Genomic DNA, 14,659 nt, shown 5'->3' with positions numbered 1-14,659 from the left:
CTTTCTAGACTAAATCCATCATTTTATACATCGGCAATAAAATCGCAAGATACGCGCCTAAAATGCAAAGTGCAATTACAACAAACAAAAGTGGTTGGACGAATGCTAAGCTTCGCTGAATAGTATTTTCTGTCCGTTCAATTAAAAACTCACTATAGATTTGCAGCTCTCTCCCTAAGTTGCCACCTTGTTCACCATGAAGCACATGCGCATAAAAACCTTTATAAAAGTACGGTTCTTGTTGAATCGCAGTTGACAATGACTCACCATAAACGATCCTTTTTTGAAGAATCTCCGCTACTTTGGCTAAATAAGGTTGTAATGTTTGGGTTTTCAATAACTCTAAGGCTTCTTGCATTGACATTCCACTTTGAATGAGACCGCCTAATTCATAAGAGATCTGCCGCGTAATCTGTAATTTAAAGTGTTTGTTAATATAAGGGATTTTTAATAAAAAAAGAATTTGACTTGTTACCCTTTTCTTTTTCAACCAAATGAGGAAAAGGATCAGCATTGATATAAATGAAATGCCTAATACTATAAAGAAATCTGGTAAGTGTAAAAACAGCTTGGATAATGTTAAATCGAAACTTGTTTCGGAAGATTGGTTTGCCATCATAAAAGACATGTTAGGCAGAAAATAAGTCCGAAATGCGAAAAAGAGTAGGATTAAAAAAACAAACAGCACAGCAGGATAGACAAGCAATTTCTGTAGCCGTTCTCTATTTTGTTCCTTTTTTTCTAGCTGATTTGCCACTGCTTTTAAAGCTTGGATAGTTTTACCGTGTTCTTCTGAAACTAGAATGGTCATTAAATAAATTTTAGGATAGCCCAAAAGGTGTAGTACTTCAGTTATAGATGAGCCATTTCGTAGCTGCGCTCTTATCTTAACCTCACCGCCAGTATCCTTTTTAAGATGATGAGGTAGCAGCATAAAAAGAGAATCTGAAAATGTAAATCCCTCTTCTAACAAAACGCTCATCTTTTTTAGTAATTGCGCTGAATCCTTTAAATGGATTTTTCGCTTTAGCAACAAAAAGTCAATCCATTTTCTTTGTAGAATGTTGGGAGGCGATTGCACCAAATTGAACCCCCTTTTCAATCTGTCCTTCTAGCGTTTTTTCAAAAGGAAGCTCGTAACTAATTTTACTTTCAATCGCTTCAAAAGATTGGTCTAGGTATTGGTCAGATAAAATCTCAAAAATAGCTGTTAACTTTTTGGTCCCCTGCAAGGGGACAAGACGCTGAGCTACAATACCGATGACTGTCTGCTTTAACTCTTCCAATGAAATCCCTAAATCCAATAAACGGTATAAACAGCCAATGGTATCCTTACTATGAATGGTCGATACGACTAAATGACCTGTTCTGTTAATAGGCATACAAAAAAGACCGTCATTATGACGGTCTTTCTTATTTCATATCTCTAAAGCCACCGAATGCTGAGAAGTGTATACCGCCAGCAAAAAGTAAAGCAAGCGCTCCTAAAACAATTGCTGCTGAAATACCAAAAACATGCCCTATTTTATAAGCAATTACTCCCCAAGCTAGCGTTAATATGAGAAGTAAAATTTTTGCTGTGTATTCTATATTAAAAAGGATAAAAGAACCTATTAACACAATACCAAAAATCCACCACGATGAAAAAATAATTCCAAGTGCAACAGAAATGATAAACATTTCTACACCTACAAAACCAACTCCCATTTCATTTGTTTTTGCATCTTGTATACTTTGTCTAATATCATCCTGATTCATAGTATTAGCCTCTCCCTTGGTTAATTTATACTAAATTATATAACAAATACCATCCATTTTAATACACAATTTTTATATACATAGGAACTTATTGTTTATCTTTTTATTTTATAGCCAGTTATATCTGGTAATATCAAAAGATGGCTCATGGCGTTTTATATTATCCTTTTTAGGCTTCTGCTCTAATTTAAGCCAATTACACCTAACTAAATTAGAATGGCTGTCACGTCGTTTTTTCGCCTTATAATAGGAAGCTTCTACTACTGCTCTAACTGTGGAAGAAACACGCAAATGGCTCAACATATCCATTGATACTTTCTTAACTGTATCTTTGGCCAGAATGAAATCTTCTTTGGTTTCCATAGCCAATGCTAGGGATATCTCATATGCTGAATTCACGATTGATTCTGCAAAAGGCATCATTCTTATAACATTGAATAGTGATTGTTGATACTCATTTCCATATTGTTTTATCTTTTGCTCTTTGCTTTCCTCACTTACAGGCTCATTAACCCCATTACTGTATATATTATTATTTTGTAGTGCTTGTTTTAAAAGATTAAAAGATTTAGATGATAGGTTTTCTGAAACTTCCTCTTCTGTCCTACTCTCACAAGGCTTTTCGTCATTCTTACGCTCGGACATTTCCGCTGGGACATTGTGTTTCAAAATAATAAAGATGTTAGCACCTTGCCCACCTTTTGATTTAATCGTATTTTCCTTCTTGATAATTCCAAGTGATTCTAACTTTTTAATAGCTCGGTAAACAGTCTTTGTGCTAATCTCCAATGCGGCCGCAATTGTTGATGCTTTTAGATGTGTCACACCTGGATATTCCAAAGCGTGTGCAGCAAGTTTGAAAACGATGGCGCGCTCACTTGCAGTTAAATTATAATAGTTTGCTTGAATATGCTTTTCAACTTCCTTGTCCATTTCTTCCACAGAAGCAAAGTTTATGTATTGTTTTAAGTAATCGAACGCTGCCATCATTTCCACCTCCTATTCATAATATCGTTACCTTTATCAGCATATAATTATCCTATTAGTAATTTTATTACTTATATAATAACATCATTAAAAACGAAATACAATTACTAATTGCGTAATTTTATTTTTTTATTTATAATTGAATTAACAATAAAGGAATGAAAGTAGGTGGTATTTTTGTACTTGAAATCAAGACTCAAGATTTTACTTGCAGAACGTGACATGAACCAAAAGGATTTAGCAGAAAAGACCGGACTTACTACTCGATTAATTAGTGAAATTGCTAATAACAAAGTAAAGATGTACCCCAAGGAAGCTTTAGAAAAGATCATTGTCGCTTTACAGATTAATGATTTAAATGAATTGTTTAGTTTGATTAATGAAGATAATTAAAAACAAACAAAAACCGCTCTCCCATCAACTGTGGAAGAACGGTCTTTTTTTATGTACCTAATCTTTTTTGAAATCGATAATTTCGCGAATGTCATCTAATTCAAATGCATCCGCAAGTTTTATTAAAGCTGCTTTTGGAATACGTTCCATTTTATTATTAACCAGTACAGATATAGTCCTTAAGGACAAACCTGTTTTATCTGCTAATTCCTGATAAGTCATTTTATTTTCAATCAATAATCTATACAATTTCACTTCAATTTCACGATTCACTCTCATCACCTTTTTCGTTTATTTGAAAAAAATTTTGTTAGACAAGGTTTATTTTTTCGCTTAGCGTAATACATTATTAATACCAAGCCACATACCAATTCAGCTTCATAAATACCTACCTCTTAACTACCAATAGATGTACTAATGAATATTCTTAATTAGCATTCCTATAGATATGCCAATGGCCATTCCTCACTGGTATACCGATACCCATACCAATAGCTATACTAATGCTTCTACTATCCTAGTATTCAATGTGGAATGCTTAAAATCCTTTATTCTTAATAAGTTAACGCTAATATTTCCCTACCAGATTGGTGCAACTCATACTACGTATGAGAACCAGTGGCGCAAGTTATTAAATGAAACAGAAAGCAGAATTTGTTTAATAATTTTTTAGAAATAATTTTTGAAAATAAAATAAAAAATTATTGAAAGGAGATGCAGAGTGTTATTTGAAATTTTAACTACAACAGTGATGGGAAGTATTGCAGCAAAAGCTTTTATTGCAAAACAAAATCTAACCGACAATGATAGCGGAAAAATTCAAAGGATCATTTCTTTATCGGGTCTTAATGTTACGGATGGCAAAGATACTTTAACTACCCAACTTGTCCGAAAACAAAAGTACGAATGGGGATGGGAATATAAATATCGAATTCCATATGGGCGAAGTTTCGAGGACTATGCAGCTAAACTAAAAAATATTGAGGATGGCTTAAACAATCGAAGACAGCAAGTTGATTTAAAAATCGATAAGAATTTCTTAAAGAATATTCTTCAATTAAACAAAACTAAGCTAACCAATCAAAAAGAAGTTGAAATGTCATTTGATGGACTGTTATGTATTCGTGTCTACAATTCGCCCTTGCCTTCTACTGTTGACCACCTTCCAGGCAAAGGATGGAAAGTGCCTGTCGGTCAAACACGCGATCAGAACGCTTTTAAGTTTCATGACTTTGAAAAAATCCCTCACCTGGTTCTCGGTGGTGCTACCCGGTATGGAAAATCTAATTTCATTAATTCAATGATTACAAGTCTAGTGCACAGTGAACCAGAGCACACACACCTTTATTTAATCGATTTAAAAGGCGGTGTGGAGCTTTCCGATTATGAACGTATTAAGCAAACAGAAAGTATTGCATACGAGCCAGAGGAAGCACTGGAAACTTTGAAAGCTGCATACGAGCGTATGAGAGAACTACAGCAAGAAGTAAGGAGAAAAGGCAAAAAGAATGTACAGCAAGCTGGAATAAAAGATCGTTACTTTGTGATTGTGGATGAAGTAGGAGAATTAAACCCTGCTGAAGCTATTACAAGAGAAGAAAAAGCAATCAAAATAGAATGCCAACGTTATATGTCTCAAATTGCCCGTCTAGGTGCTGGATTAGGCTTTCGACAAATACTTGCTACTCAATACCCTACTGGTGATGTTATTCCCCGACAGTGCAAACAAAACAGCGATGCAAAGCTATCGTTTAGAGTTCAATCGGCAGTTGCTAGTCGTGTTGTCTTAGATAATGAAGGTGCTGAATGTCTTCCACAGATTACTGGTCGTGCCATTTATCAAACAGCTGATAAACGTGAAATTGTGCAAACCCCTTATATCACTAATCAGATAATAAAGGAGACCATTGAACCGCATATCAGATTAGACCAACCGAAAAAGGAGGAAGTAAACAATGTTAATTCAACCCCTCAACAACCGTCAAGAACAAATACTGTTACTTTTGAAAAAGCTTGATTTCATGACGAGAGATCAAATTCGTTATTATTTCTCCCTTAAATCTATTAGAAATGCAAATCGAGTTCTAAAGGATATGTCGGATTATTTATCGGTTATTCGAGACGGCAGAAGATCTATCTATTACTTGAATAAGCTAGGCAGAGAATATGTTGATTGCGAAAAGGTGCGTAAAGTTTCAAGCAACGTGCAACATACAATCATGCGGAACGAATTATATCTCTATTATGAATATCCAAGTGATTGGGAAAATGAAATAAAAGTTTCAGATGGGCTAACAACTGTAGTTGTGGATGCCATGTTCACCAAATTACATACTACTCATTTTGTCGAAGTTGATAACTTGCAAACAATGGCCGAAAACAGATTGAAAATAGAAAATTACAAAGCTTTACATGCCAATGGAGCCTTGGAACAACAATTGGGTCACTTCCCTACTCTAGTCTGGCTTACCACTACAGAGTTCAGACGGCTGCAGTTAAAGAAAGCTTGTGAAGGTTTACCTGTAGCGAAAGTTTTTACTTATGATGAAATTAGATAGAAGGAGAGATGAAATGTTTTTTAAGAAGAACAAAGTGGAAGTCGTGCCCGAGAGTGAATGGACTGATTTTGGGAGCCAACATGCTACACGTAAGGATTTGGCTATTGCTGCATGTGTGCCTGCTGTAGCGAGCCTTGGGATGGTCGCATGGAATAGTTTAAAGAAAGTAACTGAAGTAACTACTCAATCTCCTGTATTAGAGGTAGCAAGCTATGTAGACAGTGCAGGTGGGATTACACGTTCAATTGATAGTGTGGCTACTTATAATGCAATGCCAGTAGGGTTTACTGATAAAGCAGGAGAGGTTGCAGGAGAAGTTGCGCTAAGTTCCTTCACAACCATAATGGATCCAATTATAGATATTTTAGTAGCCCTTTCTTTACCAGTAGCTTCAATTATTCTAGTTGGCTCATTATTTATGATGATGGTTGGTCAAAAAGAAAAATCGTATAGCATGATGATGAATGCAGGACTATCTTACGTGCTTATTCAAATGTCGCCACTACTTTTGAATATTTTAAAAGCAGCTGGCAATGCAGTTCAACCACAATAATAAATTTCTTGGCCGTGTAACTATAGACACAGAACAGAAACTTTTTTATAATAAAACAACACAATTTTATCACTGTTAACAGTATGAGTAGACGCGGAAACGTCTACTCTTTTTATTAAAGTTGCACTAATTAGACGAATCACCTTTACATATAACTGAATATAAAAAAGTAGCCCTATTAAGGCTACTTTATATTTTAATCCCAGATGTCTACATCAATACCACATTGCATATTAGCATCATAAAACTTTATGTAAATTTCAGCTTTTTTATTATCGCCATCAACATATTTTCTAACGTCAAATGTATGCGTATCTGAACCATTTACAGTACGAGTTCCTATAACTTCATCAGCATTAGTTGGATCATATTCCATTAATTTATATTTAACTGTTGGAGTTTTACCGTATTTAGTTGCTGTTACTGAAACTTTTAAATTACCTCCACCAGAATATATTCTACCTGGTATACCTCTTTCATGATTACCCAATCCCATGTTGACAGTTTGTCCTTTTTCAATAGGTACATATGAAGAGTGAATATGTTGCCAACCAGCAGTATATAGCTCAATATTAGGAATTACATTTCCCTTTTCTTCGTCACCCTGAACAATTATACTTTCATTTTGAATATTCGTTTTTTCCTCTGCAGATGCATTAGTTGTAGATAATGCACTAAACGACATTAGAGATGCTGTTGCTAAACCAGTTAATATAAATTTTTTCACAATTTATCCCTCCATTAGTAATTTAATATAAATTAATTATGACATAAATTTTTAAATAAAAAAAGGGACTAAATACCAGTTTAATCATAAACTGGTATGAAGCCCTTTCGAACGTAAATTACCGGGTCGAAATAAGTATTTTGGTTATACTTCTTCGAAATTTTGGTATTTATCTTTTTAAAAATAATATAATTTTTATTAGATTTACTGTTTTTCACATTTGCTGATATATAAATACTTTTTTTATTTTTATAGGTTATCTTAAAGTAATGTTTAGAAGCTTTATTTGTAAGGAAAACACTATTAGTTAAGTTTTTAGGCTTATCTAATACTTGTTGAATGTCATCTATTTCAATTTTAGTAACTGGTTTGGTTTGTACATACGGTTGTAAATAGTTGGTCTTCCATTCTTGTTCAGTTATTGAGTCCTTTGATTGTACAATGCTAAAAATTAAAGCTCCCAAAATTGAGAACATTATCAGTATTGATAAAGAATATCCTAAAATTGCAGAACCAGATTTTTTATTTTTTATGAATTCATAAATTGTTACCAGTAAGATTAGCGCCCAAAAAACGCAACCCACTATAGATATAAGATTAGTATCCTCACTTATCCTCTCATACATTAATTTAACTTTTTCAATATCCATAATTACTCTCATTCCTATAATTTTAATTTTTAATTCATTGTACAACAAAAATAAAAATTTACCAAATTAAAATACACAGCGGCTGAAATGTACATTTTCGAAAAATAATTGCTAAAGATTATAGGGCTTGAACCAAATAAAAAACACGGCTAATCTCATATTTCTTGGTCAAATGAGAAGCCGTGTTTTTAATATTCTACACACTAATAATACTAGTGTAGGAATGAGGTTAGCTAAATTATAGCATTCAATATCTCAAAATATATATGTTAAAATTAACCTATTTCACCCTTCATAAGAGTTTACTTTTAAAATATCCAAAAAGTGAGCTTTAAATATCTCCCCATACCTTTGAATAGTAATCAGCTTTGTATTCGGATCCATCTTAGTAACCTTTCCAACAATCGGTTCATCTCGGTTAAATACTGCGAAGCTATACATTTTGTTCGTATTCAAAGCCTCGTTCAATGTCATTGCTAATTCTTCTAAATCGAATTCGTCACGGTCAGGGTGTTTAGCGGCTTTTTTAACTCTTTTTGGTTTCGAAAACCCTACAGGCATGTTATCTCTCCTTTTTACTTGTGATACACTTTTTTATTAACATTTGCTGTTGTGTTATATTCCATATTTAGTAGGCGCTTTATCTCTTCATTTGTCCAGTTTCTAAGTGCGATATTAGAATAACGAAGAATCTTCGTTGCCCCCCTATAAAGCACTTCGTACACAGTTATAAAATCATCTTCCCTTAATTCGTTTTCAATACGTATACCCATAGCGCCCAATGTTCTTTTGATATTCAATTTTTCTTGTTTAGTTTCTTTTATTTTAATTTCAAACCACATATCAAAAGCTCCAAACGATTTAAAACAATCTAATAGCTTACGGTCACGTTCTAGGGTTCGAATAGCTAAATCTAATATAATCTGCTTATGAACTAAATTACCTTGTTCACTATTCATATTACTACACGTTCTTTTCTAAGGACAGGCATCACTGCAAGAACATTATCAGTAATAAAAGTACGCTTAGCATGCTTAGTGAAACAAAATGCTTGGAATCTGTCACCAAAATTTTTGATTAGCTTTACTCGTCGTTTAGTTATCTCACCTGATTGAGAAATGTACATTAAATCAACCAATTGATTATGCTGCATCGCTTTCATTAACTGCTCTTTCATTTTGACTCCTCCTTAAAAACAAGAACATTTGTTTGTTCAATTATATAGAACAATCGTTCCTATTTCAATAGCTAGTTAAAGTTAATTGTTTCCAAACATAATGACAAGAGACTAAACAAATACTACTTATAAAAGGAGATTCCATATGGATATACAAAATATTGATATGGGATTTATTCAAGCAATGATTGTGCTCGTAGGTCTCGCGTTGGGAATAACCCTTTTATTCGCAATCATCTATTGGATATTTGCCAGGACAGAGAAACCAAAACAATACAAATAAAAAAACGCGGCTAGTCTCATGCTTTTTAGTAACATGGGAGGCCGCGTTTTTGTCTGATGATATACACAATATTCTGTTCTTTTGGAATATCTTAATTATAGCATTTCGTGCAGTAAAAGTAATGTTATTTCTTATCTATTGTATAAGCTTTTACATACTCACGATTGGCTGTGATAAAGGCGTACTTATCTTTTTCTCTTACCAAGAAACGAGGTGTACCGTTCTTTGTATATACAATAGCTTCAATATCTATCTTAGTGCCTTTTTTGTGTCTATTAAGTTCTTTTTTAAACTCTACGTCTGCATATACACCTGCGTCTGTTAATAAAACTAACCGGTCAAACTTTTCACTGTAATAGGTGCTTTCTTTTGGTTTGGCTACTGGCTTAGATACACCTTCGACTTGGTTTTTTGTATACCCCAAATGCCCCGCCATAACTTTTGCGATAGCTTGGCATAATGCTTCAAAGTTTTTACGATATGCAGCTGCATCTTTTTCAGACGTTACAAAGCATACTTCTAAAAGGATTGCTGGCTTATTAGTGTTGCGTAGGAAATACAATTCCTTACGTTCTTTAGCTCCCCTGTCTACAATTCCAAGAGCAAATGCCATAGCTGCACTCATTTTAGCTGATAAGGTTAAAGCATCATAGTATAAGCATTCAGTACCTGTCGCAGCAGGTGTAGCACTGTTAAAGTGAATGCTAACGTCTAGTTCTCTTGTCTTTCCATTGTGGAAGGAAACGATATTAGATAAGTTTTGATCCTGTGTGGTAGCTGTTGTTTCGTGATATTTAAAACCTACACCATTGTATTCCTTAGTTAGAATATCGTATACACGGTTAACAACTTTTTTTGCTTCGTCATGCTCATTTAAAATCCCAATTGCCCCTGCCACTTTGTCGCCATGTCCACTGCTAATTACGAATTGTTTTCCCATATTATTTCAACCCTTTCTTTTCTAATTCTTTTTCTTGGATTTTAGCTACTTTGCTTACTACATAAGTGTTTTTCCAAATACCATAAATAACTAAGGTAAATGGCACGGCGGCTATTAGGACTTTCATAAAAGCATTGATAGATTCATCTGTATACCATTTCATCTCAATTCCTATTGTATGCAAAAATAAAAGGATTGCTGATAGCAATCCCCCAAATAACGCTATATATTGTTTAAGTTTATCTGCTGTCAATATAATTCCTCCTAATAGAATAGTGCAAGGATTCCCAAGATGATTGTAGCTAGTCCTCCAGTTCCAAGTGCTCCACAGAGAGCCACTATCACCTTGTCCTTACCATCCAGTTTTTTAATCTGTATTTCCCTTTCGGTTTCAGCTTCATACTCTACTTGTTTTAAAACGTGATCAGCAAAAGGTTTAAGTAATTCACGTGTTTCCTTGCCATCTTTCATCACTGTGACTTCCACCTCTTTTTGACCTTTTTGAACACCTATCAAATCTGACTTTATTGAAGTCATCTCTTGCTTAAATACTAAGTGTTCTTTTTCCAATATTTCTAACCGTGGTAAAATGTCCTGTTGTATCACTTCACCATGCTGATGAAGCTGCTCTTCATGATCCTCTAATGTCTTATACATAGAATTACCCCCTTCCTGCAATTCCATCTCCCCCATTCTCTCTATAATAAAAATACCCTCCACAGTGATTGTGGAAGGCTTGAAGTTTAGTTGGTGATTAATTTTTAACTAACAATTATTCGTTGGTAGAAACGCACTTTTAAAATACGATTTACTTAAGCGGTATTGCTGGAATTTTGGTTTTTGAGTTTGGAATATAGTTAGATTCGGATGTTTTATACTCACCTTTGTCATAAGAAGAATCTTGTGTATATTTTAAGGCTTCCTCATACTGCTTTCTCAATTGTTTTTCGAATTGTTTAGGAGTCATTCCATGAATATTATTTAAAAGTTTTTCTTTATTTTTTTCAGCAACATACATCCTTATTCCATATTCATCACTAAGTTTAGTCAATATTTTATTGTAAGGGATGAGTAAAAAATCCACATCTGCATTATTTGTTTTACCATTAACTGTATTATTTGAGCATATGGTTATTAAAAGACAAATCAACGGGATAGTTAATATTTTTTTCATTCTCTTTCCTCCTTTACTTATTTTTCCTTCTAGACAAACACAACAAGACCCTTTCTATCCACTTAATTCGACCGAAAAAGAGATTAACCTCGGCAATAGTAAACTTCCAGAATTTATAATTTTAAAAATCAAAATTCGAGAAACTCTTTTAACGAAGCATCATTTTTTAAATCCAAATAATATTTTATAAACCTTACAAATTCAGCTGTGTCTATATCTTTATACTTGTAAAGATTGTAGTAACTTTTCAAAAAATCTTCTGCTCTTTTTTGGCCGCCGTTTTCAGAGAATACTTTCCATAGATAAGTTGGAGCTTTGGCATAGATATAATTACTTTGTTCTCCTAATGTATACTTGTTTAATGGAAGATTAACAGGTAATGGAGAATCCTGAAATTCGCTAACATCTAATAATGATATTGGCTCTTTTTTATATTTAGAATAGAATAAACTTGTAGCAAAATTTGCGATTCCTTCATCTAACCAAGCATCGTGAAAAGGATCACTACTAATCATCCCGTAAAACCATTGATGTGCTATTTCATGAACTACTACGCTCTCTCTCCAATCAGAATTCCCTCCTTTGATGGATCCTGCTGTTACAATACCTGGATACTCCATTCCTGACTGGGAAACTATAATATCCAATTGCTTATGAGGATAGGGACCGATTTTATCTTGAAAATAATTTAGTGCTTTCTCAGCAATTTGCAATACTTCCCTCTGACTTTGAGTATCATCATCAATTGTAAAAGCCCTTATATTTACGTTTCCTATCTTTCTTTCATTTTCATATGGTTTCTTTAAGATAGTGATATAGAAATCTTTCACATTTTTCATTTTTAATGTGGATTTATTTTTACTATTGACATATTCTTGATCACTTGTAGAAACAATCGTTAATCCCTTAGGAATTTTGTAACTCACTTCAAAGTCACTAAAAGCCGTATGATACGTTTCACCCTTTACACGATACTCCTCCTTATTCCAGCTGCCATTTTTATAGGTAGCTACCATAGGATACCATTGAGCTAAGTAATAGTTTCCATCCTCTTTATTAAATCGAAATCCTTTCTCTGGTAAAGTAAAGCTATATTGAATGTCAACGACAATCTTCTTAGTCGGATAAACATTCTCATGTAATAGCACCTTTAGTGAATCCTTTTTAAGTGAGAACTTCGCTTTTTTACCGTTAACAAGGATACTTTTAATATGGGCTGTCCCAGGATTTGATAAAGTAGGTGAATTTTCTTTCGTAAAAATATTTGGAATAAAGTAGAAAACAACATCACTCCATTTATCATTCGAAGTATTTTTTATTGTACTTCTAGATTCAATATTGAAATGTCCTCTTGAATCCATTTCTAAATTTATTTTGTATTTGGTCTTGCTCCCGAACGGTTGAGTAATCGGCTTATATTTTTGACTCATTTGCTTAGGTACATCTGTCTTCTCTAATTGAGGTATTGTTTTTTCCTTCAAAATAAATGTTAAACAAATGGATACGACTACTAATAAACATCCAACTATCCAGAGATACTTTTTTATAATCCTTCGCCTCTCTAACTGGTGAATTTCCTCACGTTATTCTATTAGTCTATTCAAGTTATCTTTTACTATTCCAAAAGTTTCTTCTTTTTTCCAATGATATTACTCATCGTACGTGTACCAATATCATTAATAAAAATAGCGCTAGTACATTGGATTTAATTGTGTTAAACCTAAATATACCCTCCACAAATTGTGGAAAGCATATAAAAAGCACACCCGATTGGATGTGCTAGCAAAGTAATTTAAAAATTATAATTACCGTATTTTTCTTCAATTTCTTCAGAGGATAGCTTTTTATAATACTTTGTGACATAGCCATTTACATTCATATCATAGTTTTCTAAGAAAGAAGTCATATCATTATTAACATGATGACCTTCTCTTCCAGTATCATAATTATCTATACTATCATCAAAGACTTTTTGACCTAACTCTTCTTTAAATCCATGCTTTTCATAAAGTTTGATTATTTTTAATAACTCTTCATAATTTTTTCTTAATGGATATCCAATATGAAACTCGGTAGAGACACCACCTTCAGGATATGCATTTTTACTAGTCTCGAAGATTTCCCATCCTCTATCAACATATGATCTAACTTCTTCAGATGAAACAGTTAGTACATGCGAGTATTCTTTCATTTTTAATCTCCCCTTTCTATCTACTAAAATTCGACAAAAAGATGAGTTTACCTTTAATAAATTTTTGACAATAAAAACGAATAACTACTTTTACGCTGCTGTACCATTTATAACTTCTGTCACAACCGTTTTTAAATTAGATAGCGGCGGTACTTGTTCAAGTTGATAAGTACCTGCCATTACTAATCCTACCCATACTTTTACCAAAGCACTATCTTTTGTGAATGTCATTATGAAATCATCCTTTTCACTTTAATTTTTTGTATATAAAAAGCACTGTTGAATTAAATTCCCAATGTAGAAATATACATTGTTAATTCAGCTAGTGCTTGTTCTTGTAATACAATTTTTTGTTCTTGTTCTTGAAGCCGTTCTTCTAACGTCAAGCCATTTACTTTTTCTTGAAAAACAAGTTCATTCCCTGTGAATAAATATCGTGTTTCTTTTAATTCATATTCCTGCGAATATTTTTCTATTAATCTCTCTTTTTCTTCTTCTGAAACAAATGTAATTGTCATCATATCAAGACTCTCCTATAATATAGAATTTGTTTCTATCGAGTTTAAACACTCCATATACGTATATATTTGAAATCCTCGCATAGGTCTGTGCATCTTTTTTAATGGCAATAATTTTCAATATATCGTTTTTCTTTACTGTAATATCAGCAGATAAGGTTCCACCACCACTTGGACCAGCTGAAATACCTCCCATACTTTTATTAACTCCATTCAGTTGATAGTTTAAATTGTAATATCCGCCGTAATATGAGACCTTTAAGCGAACTATTCCATCTGACTTCATGGTTAAAGCTCTACCAATTGTTTGATCACCTACAGTATCTAAAACATAGGTATTCCCATCTAGATAAGCAACTTCTGTGTCACTTGGAATGATTGCCCCTTTAATTTTCAATTGTTTCTTTAATCCCATAATTACACCGCCAGCCAACGAGCAATTGAAATCCCGTCATATCCAATTAATCTTAAATTTATTGACGAAACTGCAATATTTAATTCATTTATCACTTCACCAGGGTTTAATAAAATCGCCTTATTTAAACCTGATGCAGTTGCAGTTGTTGGAACACTATCAAAAGATACGTACAAAGAACCGTTTTCACTATCATTTGAAATATACTTTATACAACTCGTTTTAAATCCCAAGTTCACTTTTACCTCTGTCTTTCCTACAAGTTCACTTCCAGAATAGTAATTAGTAAATACCTTCTGGCCGCCTAAATAATATTTATCTCCTGTTGCCATCAG

Annotated in this window: 25 protein-coding genes; 5 read left to right on the top strand and 20 right to left on the bottom strand. The window is 33.4% G+C overall.

The window, feature by feature from the left end; translation table 11 throughout:
* Positions 1–4: 4 nt before the first annotated feature.
* From comGB to F0527_RS06425, 4 genes are all read right to left on the bottom strand, one after another.
* A complete protein-coding gene (gene comGB / locus F0527_RS06440) occupies positions 5–1,081 on the bottom strand; it encodes a competence type IV pilus assembly protein ComGB (protein WP_223823579.1) in 1,077 nt (358 codons plus the stop codon).
* Complete coding sequence (locus F0527_RS06435; protein WP_150284189.1) at positions 1,041–1,382, bottom strand: ATPase, T2SS/T4P/T4SS family; 342 nt, start codon at positions 1,380–1,382, stop codon at positions 1,041–1,043. The genes comGB and F0527_RS06435 overlap by 41 nt, the downstream gene beginning before the upstream one ends.
* A 31-nt stretch (positions 1,383–1,413) precedes the next feature.
* Complete coding sequence (locus F0527_RS06430) at positions 1,414–1,758, bottom strand: hypothetical protein (protein WP_150284188.1); 345 nt, start codon at positions 1,756–1,758, stop codon at positions 1,414–1,416.
* A 108-nt stretch (positions 1,759–1,866) separates the two neighbouring features.
* A complete protein-coding gene (locus F0527_RS06425) occupies positions 1,867–2,745 on the bottom strand; it encodes a helix-turn-helix domain-containing protein (protein ID WP_190323397.1) in 879 nt (292 codons plus the stop codon).
* Positions 2,746–2,928: 183 nt separating this feature from the next.
* On the opposite strand from F0527_RS06425, the gene F0527_RS06420 reads away from it, so the two are divergent.
* Positions 2,929–3,138: a helix-turn-helix domain-containing protein gene (locus tag F0527_RS06420; protein WP_150284186.1), complete on the top strand. Its 210-nt coding sequence runs from the start codon at positions 2,929–2,931 to the stop codon at positions 3,136–3,138.
* A 57-nt stretch (positions 3,139–3,195) separates the two neighbouring features.
* On the opposite strand, the gene F0527_RS06415 is transcribed toward F0527_RS06420, so the two are convergent.
* Positions 3,196–3,411: a helix-turn-helix domain-containing protein gene (locus tag F0527_RS06415; protein WP_190323396.1), complete on the bottom strand. Its 216-nt coding sequence runs from the start codon at positions 3,409–3,411 to the stop codon at positions 3,196–3,198.
* A gap of 448 nt (positions 3,412–3,859) precedes the next feature.
* On the opposite strand from F0527_RS06415, the gene F0527_RS06410 reads away from it, so the two are divergent.
* The 3 genes from F0527_RS06410 to F0527_RS06400 are packed head-to-tail and all read left to right on the top strand — an operon-like array spanning position 3,860 to position 6,249.
* On the top strand, positions 3,860–5,155 hold the full coding sequence (locus F0527_RS06410) for an FtsK/SpoIIIE domain-containing protein (RefSeq protein ID WP_150284184.1): 1,296 nt from the start codon (positions 3,860–3,862) through the stop codon (positions 5,153–5,155).
* Positions 5,094–5,696: a replication-relaxation family protein gene (locus tag F0527_RS06405; RefSeq protein ID WP_150284183.1), complete on the top strand. Its 603-nt coding sequence runs from the start codon at positions 5,094–5,096 to the stop codon at positions 5,694–5,696. Before F0527_RS06410 ends, F0527_RS06405 begins: the two co-directional genes overlap by 62 nt.
* Before the next feature lie 13 nt (positions 5,697–5,709).
* Positions 5,710–6,249 carry a hypothetical protein gene (locus tag F0527_RS06400; protein WP_150284182.1) on the top strand — a complete coding sequence of 180 codons (540 nt, stop codon included), beginning with the start codon at positions 5,710–5,712 and terminating at the stop codon, positions 6,247–6,249.
* A gap of 196 nt (positions 6,250–6,445) precedes the next feature.
* On the opposite strand, the gene F0527_RS06395 is transcribed toward F0527_RS06400, so the two are convergent.
* The 5 genes from F0527_RS06395 to F0527_RS06375 all read right to left on the bottom strand — a co-directional run bounded on the left by F0527_RS06395 (position 6,446) and on the right by F0527_RS06375 (position 8,803).
* Complete coding sequence (locus F0527_RS06395) at positions 6,446–6,976, bottom strand: hypothetical protein (RefSeq protein ID WP_150284181.1); 531 nt, start codon at positions 6,974–6,976, stop codon at positions 6,446–6,448.
* 80 nt (positions 6,977–7,056) lie between these two features.
* The gene (locus F0527_RS06390; RefSeq protein WP_150284180.1) at positions 7,057–7,626 is read right to left on the bottom strand and encodes a hypothetical protein; all 570 of its coding nucleotides are present in this window, start codon (positions 7,624–7,626) and stop codon (positions 7,057–7,059) included.
* A gap of 285 nt (positions 7,627–7,911) precedes the next feature.
* Positions 7,912–8,187, bottom strand: coding sequence for a YolD-like family protein (locus F0527_RS06385; protein WP_150284179.1), 276 nt, complete (start codon positions 8,185–8,187; stop codon positions 7,912–7,914).
* 14 nt (positions 8,188–8,201) lie between these two features.
* Complete coding sequence (locus F0527_RS06380; protein ID WP_150284178.1) at positions 8,202–8,585, bottom strand: YhjD family protein; 384 nt, start codon at positions 8,583–8,585, stop codon at positions 8,202–8,204.
* Positions 8,582–8,803 carry a transcriptional regulator gene (locus F0527_RS06375; RefSeq protein ID WP_150284177.1) on the bottom strand — a complete coding sequence of 74 codons (222 nt, stop codon included), beginning with the start codon at positions 8,801–8,803 and terminating at the stop codon, positions 8,582–8,584. The genes F0527_RS06380 and F0527_RS06375 overlap by 4 nt, the downstream gene beginning before the upstream one ends.
* Positions 8,804–8,948: 145 nt before the next feature.
* Here F0527_RS06375 and F0527_RS17005 point away from each other — a divergent pair, with 145 nt between their 5' ends.
* The gene (locus F0527_RS17005) at positions 8,949–9,086 is read left to right on the top strand and encodes a hypothetical protein (RefSeq protein ID WP_190323395.1); all 138 of its coding nucleotides are present in this window, start codon (positions 8,949–8,951) and stop codon (positions 9,084–9,086) included.
* A gap of 124 nt (positions 9,087–9,210) precedes the next feature.
* Here the strand turns inward: F0527_RS17005 and F0527_RS06370 are convergent, their stop codons facing one another.
* The 10 genes from F0527_RS06370 to F0527_RS06330 all read right to left on the bottom strand — a co-directional run bounded on the left by F0527_RS06370 (position 9,211) and on the right by F0527_RS06330 (position 14,656).
* Entirely contained in the window at positions 9,211–10,026 is an 816-nt protein-coding gene (locus tag F0527_RS06370; protein WP_150284176.1) for an N-acetylmuramoyl-L-alanine amidase, read from the bottom strand.
* Between the two features lies 1 nt (position 10,027).
* On the bottom strand, positions 10,028–10,279 hold the full coding sequence (locus F0527_RS06365) for a phage holin (protein ID WP_150284175.1): 252 nt from the start codon (positions 10,277–10,279) through the stop codon (positions 10,028–10,030).
* An 11-nt stretch (positions 10,280–10,290) separates the two neighbouring features.
* Positions 10,291–10,683, bottom strand: a complete 393-nt coding sequence (locus tag F0527_RS06360; RefSeq protein WP_150284174.1) for a hypothetical protein — start codon at positions 10,681–10,683, stop codon at positions 10,291–10,293.
* A 151-nt stretch (positions 10,684–10,834) separates the two neighbouring features.
* Positions 10,835–11,200 carry a hypothetical protein gene (locus F0527_RS06355; RefSeq protein WP_150284173.1) on the bottom strand — a complete coding sequence of 122 codons (366 nt, stop codon included), beginning with the start codon at positions 11,198–11,200 and terminating at the stop codon, positions 10,835–10,837.
* A 128-nt stretch (positions 11,201–11,328) separates the two neighbouring features.
* Positions 11,329–12,630 (bottom strand): M1 family metallopeptidase, encoded by a 1,302-nt coding sequence (locus F0527_RS06350; RefSeq protein ID WP_150284172.1) that lies wholly within the window; start codon positions 12,628–12,630, stop codon positions 11,329–11,331.
* Between the two features lie 362 nt (positions 12,631–12,992).
* Positions 12,993–13,391: a hypothetical protein gene (locus tag F0527_RS06345; protein ID WP_150284171.1), complete on the bottom strand. Its 399-nt coding sequence runs from the start codon at positions 13,389–13,391 to the stop codon at positions 12,993–12,995.
* 90 nt (positions 13,392–13,481) lie between these two features.
* The gene (locus F0527_RS17000) at positions 13,482–13,622 is read right to left on the bottom strand and encodes a hypothetical protein (RefSeq protein WP_190323394.1); all 141 of its coding nucleotides are present in this window, start codon (positions 13,620–13,622) and stop codon (positions 13,482–13,484) included.
* 53 nt (positions 13,623–13,675) lie between these two features.
* Entirely contained in the window at positions 13,676–13,912 is a 237-nt protein-coding gene (locus tag F0527_RS06340) for a hypothetical protein (RefSeq protein ID WP_150284170.1), read from the bottom strand.
* Between the two features lies 1 nt (position 13,913).
* Positions 13,914–14,324: a hypothetical protein gene (locus tag F0527_RS06335; protein WP_150284169.1), complete on the bottom strand. Its 411-nt coding sequence runs from the start codon at positions 14,322–14,324 to the stop codon at positions 13,914–13,916.
* A 2-nt stretch (positions 14,325–14,326) separates the two neighbouring features.
* On the bottom strand, positions 14,327–14,656 hold the full coding sequence (locus F0527_RS06330; RefSeq protein ID WP_150284168.1) for a hypothetical protein: 330 nt from the start codon (positions 14,654–14,656) through the stop codon (positions 14,327–14,329).
* Between the last annotated feature and the right edge of the window lie 3 nt (positions 14,657–14,659).

The sequence above is a fragment of the Rummeliibacillus sp. TYF-LIM-RU47 genome (assembly GCF_008638315.1).
GTDB classification, from domain to species: domain Bacteria; phylum Bacillota; class Bacilli; order Bacillales_A; family Planococcaceae; genus Rummeliibacillus; species Rummeliibacillus stabekisii.
Note: the sequence above shows the minus strand (reverse complement) of the source record. Positions and strands in the feature narration are given on the sequence as shown.

Bases quoted from the DNA above. Each gene is read 5' to 3' on its own strand.
- F0527_RS06400 (WP_150284182.1), top strand. From the start codon at position 5,710: ATGTTTTTTAAGAAGAACAAAGTGGAAGTCGTGCCCGAGAGTGAATGG.
- F0527_RS06380 (WP_150284178.1), bottom strand. From the start codon at position 8,585: ATGAATAGTGAACAAGGTAATTTAGTTCATAAGCAGATTATATTAGAT.
- F0527_RS06340 (WP_150284170.1), bottom strand. From the start codon at position 13,912: ATGATGACAATTACATTTGTTTCAGAAGAAGAAAAAGAGAGATTAATA.
- F0527_RS06425 (WP_190323397.1), bottom strand. From the start codon at position 2,745: ATGGCAGCGTTCGATTACTTAAAACAATACATAAACTTTGCTTCTGTG.
- F0527_RS06350 (WP_150284172.1), bottom strand. From the start codon at position 12,630: ATGAGTCAAAAATATAAGCCGATTACTCAACCGTTCGGGAGCAAGACC.
- F0527_RS06370 (WP_150284176.1), bottom strand. From the start codon at position 10,026: ATGGGAAAACAATTCGTAATTAGCAGTGGACATGGCGACAAAGTGGCA.
- F0527_RS06385 (WP_150284179.1), bottom strand. From the start codon at position 8,187: ATGCCTGTAGGGTTTTCGAAACCAAAAAGAGTTAAAAAAGCCGCTAAA.
- F0527_RS06355 (WP_150284173.1), bottom strand. From the start codon at position 11,200: ATGAAAAAAATATTAACTATCCCGTTGATTTGTCTTTTAATAACCATA.
- F0527_RS17005 (WP_190323395.1), top strand. From the start codon at position 8,949: ATGGATATACAAAATATTGATATGGGATTTATTCAAGCAATGATTGTG.
- F0527_RS06360 (WP_150284174.1), bottom strand. From the start codon at position 10,683: ATGTATAAGACATTAGAGGATCATGAAGAGCAGCTTCATCAGCATGGT.
- F0527_RS06430 (WP_150284188.1), bottom strand. From the start codon at position 1,758: ATGAATCAGGATGATATTAGACAAAGTATACAAGATGCAAAAACAAAT.
- F0527_RS06335 (WP_150284169.1), bottom strand. From the start codon at position 14,324: ATGGGATTAAAGAAACAATTGAAAATTAAAGGGGCAATCATTCCAAGT.
- F0527_RS06405 (WP_150284183.1), top strand. From the start codon at position 5,094: ATGTTAATTCAACCCCTCAACAACCGTCAAGAACAAATACTGTTACTT.
- F0527_RS17000 (WP_190323394.1), bottom strand. From the start codon at position 13,622: ATGACATTCACAAAAGATAGTGCTTTGGTAAAAGTATGGGTAGGATTA.
- F0527_RS06330 (WP_150284168.1), bottom strand. From the start codon at position 14,656: ATGGCAACAGGAGATAAATATTATTTAGGCGGCCAGAAGGTATTTACT.
- F0527_RS06435 (WP_150284189.1), bottom strand. From the start codon at position 1,382: ATGCCTATTAACAGAACAGGTCATTTAGTCGTATCGACCATTCATAGT.
- F0527_RS06345 (WP_150284171.1), bottom strand. From the start codon at position 13,391: ATGAAAGAATACTCGCATGTACTAACTGTTTCATCTGAAGAAGTTAGA.
- F0527_RS06375 (WP_150284177.1), bottom strand. From the start codon at position 8,803: ATGAAAGAGCAGTTAATGAAAGCGATGCAGCATAATCAATTGGTTGAT.
- F0527_RS06390 (WP_150284180.1), bottom strand. From the start codon at position 7,626: ATGGATATTGAAAAAGTTAAATTAATGTATGAGAGGATAAGTGAGGAT.